This is a genomic window from Acinetobacter sp. CAU_H_S170_2 (genome assembly GCF_058890445.1).
On the sequence record NZ_JBZYAE010000001.1, the window covers coordinates 1,607,694 to 1,624,109 of the forward strand.

The 16,416-nt window shown below is 37.9% G+C and carries 15 protein-coding genes and 2 pseudogenes; 7 read left to right on the forward strand and 10 right to left on the reverse strand.

What is annotated here, in order from left to right; all coding sequences use genetic code 11:
* Positions 1-10 precede the first annotated feature (10 nt).
* Together AC5EUN_RS07835 and AC5EUN_RS07840 are read left to right on the forward strand one after the other, a co-directional pair.
* Positions 11-457: a DUF2147 domain-containing protein gene (locus AC5EUN_RS07835; RefSeq protein WP_493352241.1), complete on the forward strand. Its 447-nt coding sequence runs from the start codon at positions 11-13 to the stop codon at positions 455-457.
* A gap of 51 nt (positions 458-508) precedes the next feature.
* Positions 509-1,669: an OmpP1/FadL family transporter gene (locus AC5EUN_RS07840; protein WP_493352242.1), complete on the forward strand. Its 1,161-nt coding sequence runs from the start codon at positions 509-511 to the stop codon at positions 1,667-1,669.
* A gap of 506 nt (positions 1,670-2,175) precedes the next feature.
* On the opposite strand, the gene AC5EUN_RS07845 is transcribed toward AC5EUN_RS07840, so the two are convergent.
* Both AC5EUN_RS07845 and AC5EUN_RS07850 read right to left on the reverse strand, forming a co-directional pair.
* Positions 2,176-3,204 carry an IS701 family transposase gene (locus tag AC5EUN_RS07845; RefSeq protein WP_074964441.1) on the reverse strand — a complete coding sequence of 343 codons (1,029 nt, stop codon included), beginning with the start codon at positions 3,202-3,204 and terminating at the stop codon, positions 2,176-2,178.
* A gap of 662 nt (positions 3,205-3,866) precedes the next feature.
* Positions 3,867-4,085, reverse strand: coding sequence for a hypothetical protein (locus AC5EUN_RS07850; protein WP_010326714.1), 219 nt, complete (start codon positions 4,083-4,085; stop codon positions 3,867-3,869).
* A gap of 102 nt (positions 4,086-4,187) precedes the next feature.
* Here AC5EUN_RS07850 and AC5EUN_RS07855 point away from each other — a divergent pair, with 102 nt between their 5' ends.
* Together AC5EUN_RS07855 and AC5EUN_RS07860 are read left to right on the forward strand one after the other, a co-directional pair.
* Positions 4,188-4,379, forward strand: coding sequence for a hypothetical protein (locus AC5EUN_RS07855; RefSeq protein ID WP_004979651.1), 192 nt, complete (start codon positions 4,188-4,190; stop codon positions 4,377-4,379).
* A gap of 228 nt (positions 4,380-4,607) precedes the next feature.
* Positions 4,608-5,207, forward strand: a pseudogene (locus AC5EUN_RS07860) (site-specific integrase); the annotation flags it as partial.
* On the opposite strand, the gene AC5EUN_RS07865 reads toward AC5EUN_RS07860, so the two are convergent.
* Both AC5EUN_RS07865 and AC5EUN_RS07870 read right to left on the reverse strand, forming a co-directional pair.
* A complete protein-coding gene (locus AC5EUN_RS07865) occupies positions 5,130-5,453 on the reverse strand; it encodes a condensation domain-containing protein (protein ID WP_129556769.1) in 324 nt (107 codons plus the stop codon). The pseudogene AC5EUN_RS07860 and the gene AC5EUN_RS07865 overlap by 78 nt on opposite strands.
* Before the next feature lie 105 nt (positions 5,454-5,558).
* Entirely contained in the window at positions 5,559-6,065 is a 507-nt protein-coding gene (locus tag AC5EUN_RS07870) for a GNAT family N-acetyltransferase (RefSeq protein WP_004692085.1), read from the reverse strand.
* A 373-nt stretch (positions 6,066-6,438) separates the two neighbouring features.
* On the opposite strand from AC5EUN_RS07870, the pseudogene AC5EUN_RS07875 reads away from it, so the two are divergent.
* Positions 6,439-6,594, forward strand: a pseudogene (locus AC5EUN_RS07875) (VF530 family DNA-binding protein); the annotation flags it as partial.
* Between the two features lie 331 nt (positions 6,595-6,925).
* Here AC5EUN_RS07875 and AC5EUN_RS07880 read toward each other — a convergent pair.
* Genes AC5EUN_RS07880 through AC5EUN_RS07905 form a run of 6 tightly spaced genes read right to left on the reverse strand, consistent with a single transcriptional unit; the run spans position 6,926 to position 13,749 of the window.
* Positions 6,926-7,984 carry a 2,3-butanediol dehydrogenase gene (locus AC5EUN_RS07880; RefSeq protein ID WP_010326712.1) on the reverse strand — a complete coding sequence of 353 codons (1,059 nt, stop codon included), beginning with the start codon at positions 7,982-7,984 and terminating at the stop codon, positions 6,926-6,928.
* A gap of 21 nt (positions 7,985-8,005) precedes the next feature.
* Entirely contained in the window at positions 8,006-8,791 is a 786-nt protein-coding gene (locus AC5EUN_RS07885; protein WP_108619593.1) for an acetoin reductase, read from the reverse strand.
* A gap of 11 nt (positions 8,792-8,802) precedes the next feature.
* Complete coding sequence (gene lpdA, locus AC5EUN_RS07890; RefSeq protein ID WP_493352243.1) at positions 8,803-10,203, reverse strand: dihydrolipoyl dehydrogenase; 1,401 nt, start codon at positions 10,201-10,203, stop codon at positions 8,803-8,805.
* Positions 10,204-10,214: 11 nt separating this feature from the next.
* Positions 10,215-11,750, reverse strand: a complete 1,536-nt coding sequence (locus AC5EUN_RS07895) for a dihydrolipoamide acetyltransferase family protein (RefSeq protein ID WP_029575024.1) — start codon at positions 11,748-11,750, stop codon at positions 10,215-10,217.
* Between the two features lies 1 nt (position 11,751).
* Positions 11,752-12,771 carry an alpha-ketoacid dehydrogenase subunit beta gene (locus tag AC5EUN_RS07900; protein ID WP_004979604.1) on the reverse strand — a complete coding sequence of 340 codons (1,020 nt, stop codon included), beginning with the start codon at positions 12,769-12,771 and terminating at the stop codon, positions 11,752-11,754.
* 15 nt (positions 12,772-12,786) lie between these two features.
* Positions 12,787-13,749, reverse strand: coding sequence for a thiamine pyrophosphate-dependent dehydrogenase E1 component subunit alpha (locus tag AC5EUN_RS07905; RefSeq protein ID WP_010326708.1), 963 nt, complete (start codon positions 13,747-13,749; stop codon positions 12,787-12,789).
* A 342-nt stretch (positions 13,750-14,091) separates the two neighbouring features.
* Here AC5EUN_RS07905 and lipA point away from each other — a divergent pair, with 342 nt between their 5' ends.
* The gene (gene lipA / locus AC5EUN_RS07910; RefSeq protein ID WP_010326707.1) at positions 14,092-15,066 is read left to right on the forward strand and encodes a lipoyl synthase; all 975 of its coding nucleotides are present in this window, start codon (positions 14,092-14,094) and stop codon (positions 15,064-15,066) included.
* Positions 15,067-15,299: 233 nt separating this feature from the next.
* Positions 15,300-16,391 (forward strand): sigma-54-dependent transcriptional regulator family protein, encoded by a 1,092-nt coding sequence (locus AC5EUN_RS07915; protein ID WP_010326706.1) that lies wholly within the window; start codon positions 15,300-15,302, stop codon positions 16,389-16,391.
* The last annotated feature ends 25 nt before the right edge of the window (positions 16,392-16,416 follow it).

Below are 16,416 nucleotides of genomic sequence, written 5' to 3' on the forward strand. Positions count from 1 at the left end.
GATTGCTCTAATGAAATATAGCTGCTTCTTGACCTGTTTAATGACGTCACTGTCATGTTTTGCGGATAGTGATGTATTGAATGGCAAATGGAAAACAATAGATGACCGCACGGGATATGCCCTGACTGAAGTCACTATTCACAAAAACAAACAAGGACTATATGAGGGGGTCATTACCAAACTTTACCCCATTCCTGGAACAAAAGTGGAAGACACCTGCACGCATTGCACTGGTGAATTTAAAGATAAACCCTTTATAGGCACAACTTTTATTTGGGGATTTAAGCCGAGCAAAATAAATCCATCAGAATTTATCGATGGGAAAATTTTGGATCCTGTAGACGGCAAATTATATGACGGAAAAGCCAAATTAAATAGAAAAGGCAACCGAATGATTATAAGGGGATATTTAAATAATTCACCGATAGGCCGCAGTGCTACATGGATCAAACAATAACACTAAATGTAATAGCTCAGTTAGTTAAACCAATATTTTAAGGAAGAAATCATGAAAAAATACTATTTGGCTGGATCACTCGCCATGCTATTCCCGCTTTCAGCTCACGCATTCAATGGAATTTTATTGACAGGTACTGGACAAGTTTCAGCTGGTATGGGGGGTGTTAGTATCGCAGCAGGTTCGGACCGGACATCCATCAGTGAAAATCCGGCAAACCTTAGTTTTCAAAATGCTGGTGCAGATGCACAATTAGCATTACTCAGCGTCCATTCCAAAGCGAATTTTTTAGGCCAAACTGAGGAGCATAGCTCCACACAGTTTATACCAATTCCAAGTTGGGCCTTAGTACACCATGTAGATAACCAATTCAGCATCGGACTTAGCAGTATTGGTGCAGGTGCTTCTGTTGACTATGATAAAAGTGCATTACATGGCTACCCTGCTGATAATGCAAAAGATAATCTTGCGATTGTAACGATTAATCCTTCATTTTCTTATCGACCGATTCCAGAACTCAGTATCGGTCTTGCATTAAATCTTGGAATTGAACAATTTAGAGCCAAAGGGGTTCTGGCAGGAACAGACCCGCAAGGTTCACCAGTTTTTTTGCCAAGTCATGGTAACCAATGGGCTTATGGCTTTGGTTATACACTAGGTAGTACTTGGAATTTTCAGCCTGATTGGTATTTAGGTATATCTTATATTAGCGAGACTCAATTCACCAAGCTCGATGGTTACAAAGAGGATTTGCTTGCCCAAAGCAAAGGCCGAATCAATTTACCTGAACGTTATGGGATTGGTTTAAAATATAATTTGGACAACCGTCTTACCCTGGCAGCAGACTTCCAATATATTAATTGGGAAGATTCCGATGGACTAGGTAAAGATAGTGGCTTCAATTGGCAAAATCAAAAAGTGTATCGACTAGGATTAGATTATCAATTAAATGATACTTCTAATATTCGATTAGGCTATAACCATGCAAATGAGACTGTAGATTCAAAAGATACATTAGTTAACTTTTATGCCAATGCTGTAGCAAACCAAGCATGGACTGTTGGATATGGTCATCGTTTTAAATTCGGGACTTTAAATTTAGCTTATGAATATGCTTTAGATAATGAAGTTAAAGGTACAGGAACAAGTCTAGGAACCAACTTAAAAAATGAAAATCATGTAATTACAGTAGGTCTATCTAAAGATTTTTGATTCTAGTTGACCCAAATCGTGAATAAGAATTTTATTTTTAATAATCATAGGATCAATAATATAGTTTTTTTACAGGATTCGGGTTGGTTAACAACATATGCTACAAAAATCCCAAAAGGAGCTTAAAAGATCCTTTTGGGATTACATTTTTTAAATAAGGTTTGTAGGCTGCGAAGCATCAATATCCCGACTATCCATGATGAACACTTTATAGTCAAAACCATTTAGAAGATTGATCAGCTTCTTCGACCAATAGGTTAATTACATTTCTAAGCTAGCAATAAGGGCATTCTTTCACCCAAAAAATACGATAACAGATGGTTATATCTTCTGGAGTTCTAAAAAATTAATCTTAACCATCTATTAGTTCTAATTTGTCCATTTTTCCTATAAGCCCAATCCATTTTTATTCAATGTGAATGCTTCATCCTACTTTTAAATATAGGTAGATACGCACGAAATGAGCAAGGTGCACAATATTTTATTTAATTAGGACTTACGCACTGTTATTTATAGACTCTCTGTGGTAGCAGATGATTTTTATCGAGAATAAAGTCATCAATGAAGTTTTTGATCATTGGTCTAAATAATTTCTTCTGCCAACGATATACATTTGCAAAGATCCCCTCAAACTGGTTCTTTTGTATCTCAACGTAGGCCATCAAGGCTGAAAAAATATGATTCAAAATCAGTTTAGATCGTCTTACTTGAAACTTTTCAATATGACAAACCTGTTTAATCACTCGGTGATATTGTTCTATTTTCCAATGACTTGAATGTAATTCATGAAAACCCTCAAAGGACAATAAATCATCTTCATCTTGATGCACAATATAAAACCTCTGCTGTTCTTTTAACTGAGTCTTAAATAATTGTACAAAGCCAAAATCTTTGAGCCAGACCACTTGACCCTGATGGAAATTCGGCAATAAACGCAGTTGAAACCATTGTCCTTTTTCTGGGGAAACCTTACGGTTACAGTCGATACCAAACATAAATCGAATACCATGTTTTCTTATGGTTTTTAGATTTGCAGTCGATGAATACCAACTATCACCTGTAATAAATTGAATCTTTGCACCCCAACTAAGTACTTCACTTAACATATCCATAAAGTAATCATTCTTGGTTTTACCCTCAGATTTGTCATAAATTCGGAAATTAATTGGAATATTTTGACCATTCTGATCTGTCGCATACAAGGTAATGAGATTAATCCCCTTGACGGATCGGTGGTGTTTGCCTGACCAAAAATAGCCAACCAAGTCCATATGTTGACTATATGGTTTATCTAAAACAGTATCATCAATACTGACTATAAGTTTATTATTATCAATATGTTGAATTGCTTCTTGATATAGGTCGTGAGGTGTGTAGTCTTCACGCTCTAGAAAGCGATTTACACTATCATGCGAGATATTATAAGTCTCGGCAAGTTGTGTGCAGCTAATAGAGTTCGGTTCTGTCATGAGAAAGCCCATATAAATGGGTAGAGTACAAGTTGCTGTAGAAGCATTTTTAATTCGTCTGATCACAGATACTTTATAAAGTATTTTAATACTTTTTTGAATCCGTCAATGCGTAAGTCCTATTAATCAGTGTTGTAGTTCAATCTGCATATTTAAAAAAATAAGGTCTAGAATTTAATTTTTTAGTTAGTTCATGAACCTATTTTTTCTAGTATAATAAATTTTATTGATAACTATTTAAATTTTATTAAAATATTTAAAAATTAAATTATGAACTAGACTTTAGGTAAACATAAGTTAAATAGAATATCCAAGACTGTAGCCTACGCAACCTCAGTTGGTGCTACAGCTCGACATTGTGAATCTCAGTAAAATTATATTCACAATGCCGAGTACGCTAATGAACATAATATACGTTATGCCGAAATCTACGCGCGCAGCCTATCGATGTGATGATCTAACTTAATAAAAAACTGTTTGAGCTGATCTATTTCTTTATCGTTATCTAATTCTGAATTTTGCAGTTGTTCTAGCACAGTCTCCAGTAGATCGCGCATGTACACATAGTCAGCCTTGGTTAAAACGCCCTTTGATCTGTCATAGCTTCCAGTTTTGTACAAATGTGGGTTTACACGCATAAATCTTTACCGGCATCTTATTAATGGGGGTATCTAAAAATCCCATTCCCCACGTACAAACTTGCGGTATTGATTGTTTTTTGTTCAACATTATTCAATCCCCATATCACGCATGATGTCGTTTTCTTGTTTTAGTGAATCGCAGTACTCAGCAACTTTTGCAGAACGATAGCCCCACTCTGTCATGACCATTTCAATGTGAAAAAGAACCATCTCTGATTCGTAAGCAGGATTTCCCCCGACAATTAATTGACATGCACGGTCGAAAATAATCTTAGATACGTCTTCAAAAGCTTGTTCTTTAGTCATTTGTAATTTGTCACAAGTTACATTTGACTGAAAAATAATATGTCAGATGTTACAAAACAACATGTAATACGATATAAATTACAAATCACATGGAGCAACTAAATGTCCACTACAGTTAGAATTCGAGATGAAGAGGAAGAAATGCTTCAGGAACTTACTTTAAATATGATGATTGAAACGAAGTCACGCATAAAAGAATCTGATGTTCTTCATACACTTATAAGAAAACATCTAAAAGATATAAAAACTTCCGATGTAATGAAATATCGTGAAGAAGTACTAAAAAAAGACTGATAATCTATGTCGATCCAGACTATTAGATTTATAAATAAAAAAGGGCGAATTTATCGCCCTTCTCTTTTGCGCTTGATGTCGCATAACGTAATTTTATGTTAAATCCGATACACCTAACCATAACTTCATATCCTTCTTACTTAAACCAAAATTCAATAACTTAAGTGATTTCTATTTCACTTATAAAATATGATATGTTTACCTTGAGAATACTTCATAAACTTTACTATGTTTGCTTTAAAAACAATTCATTTAGAAAAGAAAGTCTCAAACGAAAATCAAATTATTCTTTTATTTGATCTAAATTCATCTTGTCCATGTTTGTACCCTATGCTGTACACAATGAAATTCCTTAGATTTCAAAGCATATCCACACAGCATGCAGATTTAATCGCAATAAAATTTTGGTATGAATTTTGGCATGAAAAGTTTTCAACATCCTTTTGTGAGTCGTTCTACTCGACATCCTACAATTTTGAGATCATTCAAGGTGAAATTGATAATTTCATTGTCTATTTAGAAAATAATAAAAAAGTTGATAGCAATCTTATTCGGCTAAGAAATACAGACCATACCAATTACACAACAATTGGTCATAGAATTAGATCCTTTCTAAAGTTTTACAACTTTTTGATTGATGAATACTTAAGCATCCAATCACAACCACAACTCACGTTAAAAGAAATTCAAAAAATTAAAGAAAACTTGAATAAATATATGACAATAAAGAAAAAAATTATAAATAACTTTTCAAAAGCCAATAAAACAATTAAAAGTGAGATAAATCATAATTTTAAGAGCATGAATCAGGAAATGATTAAAGGATTGTGCTGCAATGGTTTGTACTAAAAACTGGTCAGATATATTAAATGTGGTACGAAATATCTCATGACGACGCACAATTTCATTCAAGGCAGCTAGCATCTCTGGTATTTGAACTTGCCCAATTAGTCGAGTCATCGCAGATATATTATTAAATTCATTAACACATTTGACCTCCTCCTTGGACAGAAATTGCTCTTGTTCAAATGAAAGAGGAAAAAAATTAGTTGAATTTTTAATTAATGACTTCATTAATTATACTTCCAAAATTAATTTAATAGTACTCAACATATTCACCTACTAAATAGTAGAATATAATCTTGCACATTTTGATTTTTGACCAGTTCCTAATGCAAATTAAAATAATGCGGAACATTCCATTTTTTGATTTTTTTCACCAGAACTAAGTGGTAAAACCTCCCACTCAGATATAAAAACAAAACCATGTCTAGAATAAACATCAACAGCTCTAGAGTTTCCAGGTGATACACTTAATACAATCCTATTGTGCCCTTTAGAAATCGCTAGCTCCTTAATAGTAGAGATCAAAATATCTGCAATTCCCTTTCCACGAAATTTAGGATTTACCCACATCGCCACTAAGTTAAAATCATGAGCTGAATTTTGTATCCCGCCAACAATTCCAATAGCTTGGGTATCTTTGATTGCTAAAATATATTGATATTTAGTTTTATGCGCAGCCCTATCACGCCATTCAGATTCACTATATTTCTCAACAATGGCATAAGTGGCAGAAAAAACATCGGGACTATCTAGAAGTGACTCCAAACGAACTGTTTTAAGAATTTCCCAGTCTTCTTCTATAGTAAGACGTACCTCTATTTCATCCAAACCTTGACTCATTTAACACCTCTAAAGAATTCTTCTAAAAGTAGTAGATAATTAATTTAACTAACAACTCGATACTTTAAACATTTCGATATAACCAATATATTATTCAGCCATATTAGGTCTTTATTTCAATAAAATTAAACAATTTAAACCACCAACTTATCCGAACCCATAATTACAACCAAACCACCCTCAAGTTAATAATTTACACTTTCAAATAATTAGCACTATAAAAAACAAAAAAAATTAAGATAGTAAAATATATTTAACACGTTAAAATTCAAAAAACTCAACTTTATAAAAATACATACCCCTCACATCAAACCATTTTACACTAGTGGTTTTTTAAAATTAAAACATTTGAAATCATAACAACCTCTTCATTGAAGGCTTAAGTCGTAAAATTGAAATTAGATGTTTTTGCATAGATCCAAGTGTTAAGTCATCATTGCGATTTTTACGTACCACACCATGGGCACGTGAAAAAGTAGAAAGCTTATATTTGTATGTCTTATGCCAAAAAGCCAAACAGAAATCGTAGCTTTCAAAACCCCAACCTCAGTCTAATATTTTATACCAAACAGTAAACTAAACCTATTGAATAGCCAATGATTTTGTAGACATCTTTTAATTGGTGGTGGGCTGCCACCACTCTCCTAGCAAAATTTAGTCTATATCCCTATGGTTTATTTAAAAAACTTATTTTCTATCTTTACTAGGCTGTATGATCAAAATCATACTGGCACTCAACACTTTAAATTTGAGAATGAATCTGTAAGTACAGAGTCACTCCCTATCGCTAAAGATATTAGAAATAGCTACATAAAGTTTATTTCTAGCTTATTCAAATTTGTCGTTAAAATTAGGTTTTACTACGGATGAACAATAATTTTTACTGCAGACTCATTATTATGAATCAGCGTTTCAAAGCCTTTAGAAACAAGATCATCTAATGCAATACGTTGGGTAATAAAAGGTTCTAGATTAATCTTACCTTGCTCGACTAAGCGGATGGTTTCCTGATGGTCATTGACATAAGCAATCGTGCCACGAATATCTAGCTCTTTCATAACCACACTATGCACATTAATTGTGGCAGGATGGCTCCAAATCGAAACGATAACGACCACACCAGTTGGTTTCATCGCCGCCACCAGTGTATCCATGACTTTATTAACACTACTACATTCAAAAGCGACATCAACACCACGGTCTTCCGTAATTTTCATCACTTCAGCGACCACATCAACCTTAGATGGATCTAGCACATAATCTGCAACACCCGCTTCTATCGCTTTTTCTTTACGCTTTGCACTCAATTCAGTAATGATGACCGTGAGACCTTTAGCCTTTAAAATGGCTGATAAAAGTAAGCCTATAGGGCCTGCTCCACCAACCAGTGCTATATCGCCAGCTTTTGCACCACTTCTGACATAGGCATGATGACCGACAGATAAAGGTTCTATCAATGCGGCCTGATCTAAGGGAATATCATTTGAAATAGGATGTACCCAACGTCGTTGAACTGCAATTTTTTCAGAAAGACCGCCGCCACGTCCGCCTAAACCAATAAAGTTCATATTTTTTGATAAATGATACTTATCATTCAGGCCAGTCGGGACATCATCCGCAATAATATAGGGTTCAACTACGACATGTTGTCCAATTTGGATATCGTCTACACCCTCACCAACTGCATAAACTACGCCTGAAAATTCATGTCCCATTGTTACAGGTGCAGATTCTCCCGAAATTGGATGTGGATGACCACAAGGTGGAATAAAAATAGGGCCTTCCATGAATTCATGTAAATCTGTACCGCAAATACCGCACCATGCAACTTGAATTCCAACTGTGCCTGGAAGTACTTTCGGTTCAGGGATATCTTCAATTCGAATATCCCCTCGATCATAAAAACGAGCTGCTTTCATTGTGTATTCCTTATGTTGATATTAACGGTAAACCATTCCACCATCTGTCAAAATAGACTGACCTGTAATATAGTTTGCATCCTCGCTGGCTAAAAATGCAACTAATGCAGCCACGTCATCTGGTGTTTCAGCACGTCCTAAAGCAATACCATCTACATATTTTTTATACGTTTGACCAATTGGTGCACCTGTAATTTCAGAGAACCGCTGATCTATTTCGACCCACATGTCTGTACCAACAACACCCGGACAATAACTATTTACAGTAATTTCAACACTGGCATATTCTTTAGCCGCAGCTTGCGTCAATGCACGAACTGCAAATTTAGTTGCCGAATAAACACCGAGTAAAGCAAAGCCTTCATGACCTGCTATTGAGCATGCATTAATAATTTTTCCAGCCTGTTGGCGTTGTTTAAATTTATTTGCTGCGGCTTGAATCCCCCAAAGTACACCACCGACATTGATGTTCATAATTTGGTTAAATTCACTCGGCGTTACTTCTGCCAAAGCTTTGACTTGTGCAATACCTGCATTATTAATCATGATATCAAAGCCATTAAGTGTCGATTCTGCATGATTAATAGCGTCACTGATTTGTATTGGATCTGAAATATCCGCAATAAATGTGGTGGCTTTTACGCCAAAGGCTTCAACCTCTTGTTGAACAGTATTTAACTTTTCTTGATGAAGATCGACCAAGGCAATATGTACACCTTCTTGTGCTAAACGTAAGGCAATACCACGTCCAATGCCTTGTGCCGCACCCGTAATTAAAGCAACTTTGTTGTTTAAACCTCTAGGCATGTTGCGACTCCTTAAATATGGATTGCACGTTGCATCGCCGACAAGACCGACTCATGCATCGCCTCAGACAAAGTAGGATGAGGGAAAATGACCTGCGCTAAGCTTTCATCTGTAGCTTCTAGGTATTTCGCGATGGCAAAACCTTGAATGTGTTCGGTGACTTCATGTCCAACCATGTGAGCACCCAACAATTCACCCGTTTCCTGACTAAAAATGGTTTTAATAAATCCTGCGCTATCGCCCAAAGCCAATGCTTTACCATTCGCTTGTAAAGGAAACTTACCCACATTGATATTCAAGCCCGTAGCTTTCGCTTTCTGTTCTGTCAAACCAATACTGGCCACTTGTGGATGGGTAAAGATACAGCCCGGAATTTGTGTACGATCTAAAGCATGTACATGACTTAGGCCTGCAATTTTCTCCACACAAAGAATGGCTTCATGACTGGCTTTGTGTGCCAAACACGGTGCACCTGCGACATCACCAATTGCATAAATGCCCACTACATTGGTTTTACACCATGAGTCGACTTTAATAAAACCATTCTCAAATTCAACTCCCAAAGCTTCTAGGCCAAGATTTTCAGCATTCGGTTTCACGCCAATAGCTGAAAGCACCTTTTCAACAGTAATGATTTGCACACCTGTGGCAGTTTCAATATGACAATGTACTTGAGTCTGATCAGTTTCTATTTTTTTTACAGTCGCTTCGGTTAAAACCTGCATACCCTGCTGTTCAAATTGCTTTTGTACATACTTCGCAACTTCAATGTCTTCGCTAGGGAGAATCTGCTTTGCAATATCAACCAAGGTAACTTGGCAGCCTAAGTCTTGGTATAGGCTTGCAAACTCACTGCCTATAGCCCCCGAACCAATGACCAGTAAAGATTTTGGTAATTGTTCTGGAACTAAAGCTTCTTTATAACTCCAGACCTGATGGCCATCTACAGGAATATGAGGCAAATTGGCCGCACGTGCACCTGTTGCGACAATAATATGCGGTGCAGAAATCTGCTGTTTTTGACCATTCGCATCTGTAAGCTCTAATTGCTCTTTGGCAATAAACTGGGCTGCCGCGTTAAAAACAGTGATTTGATTTTTTTTCAATAATTGACCGATACCTTGTACCAGTTGCTCAGAAACCTGTCTGCTATGATGGACCAGTTTTTGAATGTCAAAATCAATCGCGTTAAGAGTAAAGCCAAACTGCCCTGCATGTTTGAACTGCTGTGCAAGCGCAGCCCCGCTCAATAATGCCTTGGTTGGAATGCATCCCCAATTAAGACACACTCCGCCTAAGTGTTGTTTTTCAACGATTGCAGTTTTTAATCCCAGTTGCGCTGCGCGAATCGCAGCGACATATCCTCCAGGACCAGCACCAATAACCACAAGATCAAATTGTGTATCTGACATGGCTATTCCTCCTACACCAAAATTAATGCAGGATTTTCGACAAACTGCTTAAATGCCGATAAGAATTGAGCACCCAACGCACCATCAATGACACGATGATCACAAGACAATGTTGCGGTCACCATTTCACGAACAACAATCTCATCATTTTCAACGACAGCACGTTTCTCTGCTGCACCTAAGGCTAGAATTGCACCTTGAGGCGGGTTAATAATTGCATCAAACTGTGGAATACCAAGCATGCCCAAATTGGAAATACTGAAACTGCCCCCTTGAAACTCATTAGGTGCCAATTTTCCAGTTTTGGCACGTGTCGCCAGATCACGCATATCATTGGAAATTTGCGCCAAAGATTTACGGTTCGCTGCTTTAATAATTGGCGTGATCAGTCCATTTTCGATGGCTACAGCAACCGAAATATCAGCCTGTTCAAACTGTAAAATCTGCTGATTCTCTTCATCAAACTGAACATTAACTTGTGGAACTTTAATCAGTGCAGCAGCAGCAGCTTTAATCAGCATATCGTTAATGGACAGTTTGACTTGCGGTACAGTACTGTTAATTTGCTGACGCAAAACCTGAACCGACTCAACATTTAAGTCTATCGTTAAGCGAAAATGTGGTGCATTGCGTTTTGCCGCTTGTAGCCGTGCAGCGATTGCTTTACGCATACCATTCATAGCTACGGTGGTGAATTTTGCAGACTCTGTTGGATGCGCATACTCAGTATGTTGAGCTTGTACAGGATTTTCCCGTTGATATACAGCTTCAACATCTTCCTTACAGACTCGTCCACGTGAACCTGATGCGCGACAATCATGCAAATTAATGCCCCATTGTTTTGCCAAACGGCGGGCAACAGGTGTCGCTAGAACATAACTGTCATCTGCTTTAGATTTCGCGGCTTTCGTGCTGGCTTGATGACGTACATCTGGCCAAGAACCACCAGCAGCTTGAACTGCGGCCTGAATATCTTGAACACTGATACGGCCTTCACGTCCAGAACCCGTAATCTGAGCCAAGTTTACATTATGCTTTTCAGCCAATTTCAAGGCATGTGGCGTTGCAAAAATATCATCGCTTTGTTGGTAGCCTTGTAACTCATCAGGAATAGAATATCCGCCCTGAGTCACCGCTTTTGATCCATTATCAACACTGTTCTGTTTAGGAGCAGCTTGTACTTTGGTTTCAACTTGAGCCACATCGACTTTTTCAGGAACCGCTGCTACCGCTTTATTTTCAGTTACAGCAGGTGTTCCACCTAAAGACTGTGCAAATGCTTCAACTTCTGCATCGGAAACTTGAGCGTCTGCACAAATTGCAATGATTCCACCTACGACCAGTGTGTCACCATCGTTAGCAATAATTTTTCGTAGCAGGCCATCAAAAGGTGCCTCCAATACATTGACGATTTTTGTGGTTTCAATTTCACAAATTTCCTGTCCTTTACTAAATTGGGTACCTTCCTGAATCAGCCATTGGGCAATCGTACCCTCTTCCATGGACAAACCCCATTTTGGGATTTCTAAAGTTTTAATTTCGCTCATCCTAAGCCTCCAACGTCTTGCGTACAGCCTGTTCGATGCGTTCTACACTAGGTAGCCATTCTTTTTCTAGTACTGGTGAAAATGGTACGGGTGAGTGTGGTGGAGTGACTAATTCGATTGGTGCTTTAAGATAATGAAAGCCTTTCTGGGCAATAAGCGCAGCCACATCATGTCCGAAACCACAACGTGCTGCTGATTCATCTACAATCACCACACGACCTGTTGAAGCTACTGACTCTAAAATGCCATCTTCGTCTAATGGTGAAATGGTTCTAGGGTCAACCACTTCAACCGAAATGCCTTCTTTTGCGAGCTTATCAGCGACTTCATTGGCACGATGCACCATCAAACTTAAGGCAATAATGGTGATATCTGTGCCTTCACGGGTGTAATTTGCGACACCAAAAGGAATGGTGTAGGCCTCATCTGGTACTTCGCCCTTAATGTCATATAACAACTTGTGTTCACAAAAGACTACTGGGTCATCATCTCGAATGGCTTGAATCAACAACCCTTTCACATCATAGGCGCTCGAAGGCACCACCACTTTTAAACCAGGCACTGAGGCAAATACGTTATATGGCGACTGAGAATGCTGTGCTGCTGCAGAAAAACCTGCACCAATCATGCCACGTACAACGAGTGGCGCTTTGGCTTTGCCACCAAACATATAGCGGAATTTAGCCGCTTGGTTATACAGCATGTCATAACACACGCCGTAAAAATCCATGAACATTAAATCTGCCACAGGTCTTAAACCCGTTGCAGCAGCACCTGCCGCCATACCAATAATCGCAGATTCTGTAATTGGAGTATCAATGACTCGCTCAGAACCAAATTCAGTCCATAAGCCTTTGGTCACGCCAAGCACACCGCCAAAACCTTCCAGTTTATTGTCATCGGTATTTTTGCCACCATGCCCACCACGAACATCTTCACCAACCACAATGACACTTGGGTCTCGGCGCATTTCTAATTCAATTGCTTCTTTAATTGCGTTTCGATAACTTTTATTTGGCATTTTTCTACTATTCCTTTAGTAAGAGACATAAACATCAGTAAGTAACTGAGAGACTTCTGGGTACTTAGCTGCACGTGCTTTTGCAACGGCATCGTCTACATTGGCTTTAGACTGGGCATCAATCGCATCTAGCTTGGCTTCGTCAATTTTGCCTTTGATTTTTTCACGGAATATTTTCAATGGGTCTTTATGTTCTTTGACATAATCCAGTTCTTCTTTGGAACGGATAAGCCCCGGATCACCTTCAAAATGTCCATAAAAACGGTTTGTTACCGTTTCAATCACACTCGGACCTTCACCACAGCGGGCACGTTCAATGGCTTTTTGTGCAACTTCATACACAGCAAAAAAGTCTGTTCCATCTACTTTTTCAGCGGGTAAGCCAAAACCTGCTGCTCGGCCTGCAATGTCTTTACTGCCTACGGCATAGTCGTGTGCAGTGCCTTCACCAAAACCGTTGTTTTCAAAAACAAAAATGACAGGGAGCTTTAACACGACAGCCATATTAATGGCTTCAAAAGTTAAGCCCTGATTTGATCCGCCATCACCGGTAAAAGATAGACCAATCCCACCATTTTTCAGTGTTTTAGCACTTAAAGCTGCCCCAATAGCCAAAGGTGGACCACCACCCACAATACCGTTTGCACCGAGCATGCCTTTATCTAAGTCCGCAATGTGCATTGAGCCGCCTTTACCACGACACAAACCATCATCTTTGCCAAAAATTTCTAACATCATGGCATGAATGTCACAGCCCTTGGCAATACAATGTCCATGACCACGATGCGTTGATGTAATGAAGTCCTTGTCTGTTAAATTTTCACAGATCCCTACGGCAACAGCTTCCTCGCCGCTATATAAATGGATGAAACCGGGAATATCACCTGTATTATTTTCATCGTGAAGTCGATCCTCAAATTCACGAATGTCGCGCATTCTTTTGTATGCTGCTAGCAATTGCTCTTCCGTTAATTGCATATCTTTGTTCCTTATTAACTACGCTTAAAAGAAAATCCAAAAATTAATGGTTGAATTTTTAAACCGTATATTTATATAAATATATTTTTATTTAATTTCATATTAGACTAAAAAAAAATAATGCATAAAAAGATGAGAAAAATATTAAAAACAGAAGGTTGAGAACTTAAAGAATTTTTAAAAATTTTACAGTAGTTCAATCACATATGAAAACAAACCTTTAACCAACCTTTATTTTATATGATAAGTTTTTTGCACTGTTTTAATTTTATTAAAGCACCTAAAAGAGCTTATTTAATATCGGGATCTATATTAATTATTTTAAACGATGGAGTGTTTGTAATGGATTTAAATAACACAGTATTAACTGGAAAGAAGCTACGTGGCGCTGAAAAAATGGCGCGTATTCCAATTAAAGTTGTTCCAACGGAAACGACACCGAAAAAGCCAGAATGGATTCGGACTAAAATTAGTCAACCTGAGGAAGTTCAAATCATTAAGGATTTATTACGACAACAGAAACTACATACGGTTTGTGAAGAAGCGGCCTGCCCCAATTTGCCACAATGCTTTAGCGGAGGGACTGCAACGTTTATGATCATGGGAGATATTTGTACTCGACGCTGTCCATTCTGTGATGTCGCACATGGTCGTCCTAATATCCTAGATCCTAATGAGCCAAAGCATCTGGCTGAAACAGTCAAGAATCTAAACTTAAAGTATGTCGTGATTACTTCTGTTGATCGAGACGACTTAAAAGATGGTGGTGCACAGCATTTTGCAGATTGCATTCGAGAAATTCGTCAAACCAGTCCAGACACTTTGATTGAAGTTTTAGTTCCTGATTTTCGTGGTCGCGCAGATATTGCACTTAAGATTCTGAGCAAAAACCCACCTGATGTCTTTAATCACAATATTGAAACCGTGCCACGCCTGTATAAAGCCATGCGACCAGGCGCTGACTATCAGCATTCATTGGATTTACTTAAGAAATTTAAACACTACTGCCCTGATATCCCAACGAAATGTGGTTTGATGGTCGGTTTAGGAGAAGTCGAGGCTGAGGTTATTGTCTTATTAAATGATTTGAAAGATTATCAAGTAGACTATGTCACAATCGGTCAATACTTACAGCCATCTAAATCTCATGCGCCAATTCATCGTTTTGTTACGTTGCAAGAGTTTAAGCATTATCAAACACATGGAGAGCGCTTAGCGTTTAAAAATATTTGGAGTGCGCCATTAGTACGATCAAGTTATTTTGCAGACCGTCAGTATCATGGTGAAGCTGTGCCTAACCCTTACATGAGCGAATGACTTTTCATCCTATTTACGTTTATTAACATTTCAGATGGAAATAGTCATTTTCAGCTCATAAGAACACTTTTAAAGTAGCTCAAGGACTGGTAAAGCCAAAAGATCTAATTTAACCAAGCAAAGAAAAAAGCATTTAAAATCGAAGCAAGAAGAAATGACGTAAATGACCATAAATTTTGAAGCTCATTTCTAAAGTTTAAAAATATTACAGTCTCATCATAAAGGAATATGATATGAACCTGTTCAATACCGCATCTGCAAAACAGCTGCAAACGACGCATTTAATTAATCAAACTACTGTACATGCTGCCCCTGTTTTAGCATTGCCTCAAGAAGATCAAACGTCTTTATTCCGCCGCTCTATTCAGCATAATTATGCTGACTTACTCAAAATAGCGGATGATTCAGATATGGCGATTGGTCTTACAGATCATCACGGGACTCTCTTATGGACATGGAGTAGTTCAGCCATGCTTTCTTCTGCTGAACAGGTACATTTTATTGAGGGCGGACATTGGTCTACACAGGCAGTTGGAACCAATGCGATTGGTATGACCTTGAACAGCCAAATTTCAAGTTGCGTCTATTCTCATGAAAACCAAATGGACAGTGTTCGTGATTGGGTTTGTTATGCCGCACCGATCTGGGATCCAGCATCAGGTCAATTTCATGGCATTATTAACCTTTCCACAAAATATAAAAAACATACGCCTTTAGGGCTGCTTGCAGTTGAACGCTGTGCAGATTTAATACAACGCGCCATAAAACTTGAACAGCAAAATTTTTTATACATTAAGGCACTAGGCTCGCCTTGGGTTCAATTTAATGGGCATACATTGAACTTGAGTCACCGTCAAATTGAAATACTATGCATTTTAGCTTTGTATCCCCATGGCATTTGTTTAGAAGAGTTACACTATGCCCTTTATGGTGAGCGTAGTGTCAGCCTAAAAACCCTAAAGGCTGAGCTTTCACAACTTCGTAGCTTATTACCCCATTCAATTGAGGCTCGCATTTATAGGCTTAGCTGTGAAGTTCAATGTGATTTTTTACGTGCTGAACAATCATTAAATGCAAATCTTATATCCAGTACATTCTCGCTATATAAAGGTAGCTTTTTATCTAAATCAGAAAGCCCATTACTCAGCACATGGAGACATTGTTTTGATGCCCGTTTAAGCCAGTTGATCTATCAAATAAAGGATATCGATCAATTATTACGAATTATTGGGCAAACACATGATCGAATTGATGCAATACAACGCTTATTAGAACTCTTACCACAAGATAGCGCCCACCGTAATTATTTTTCTAACCTAATTTAAATATTATTTTTGGCTTCAACTCTAA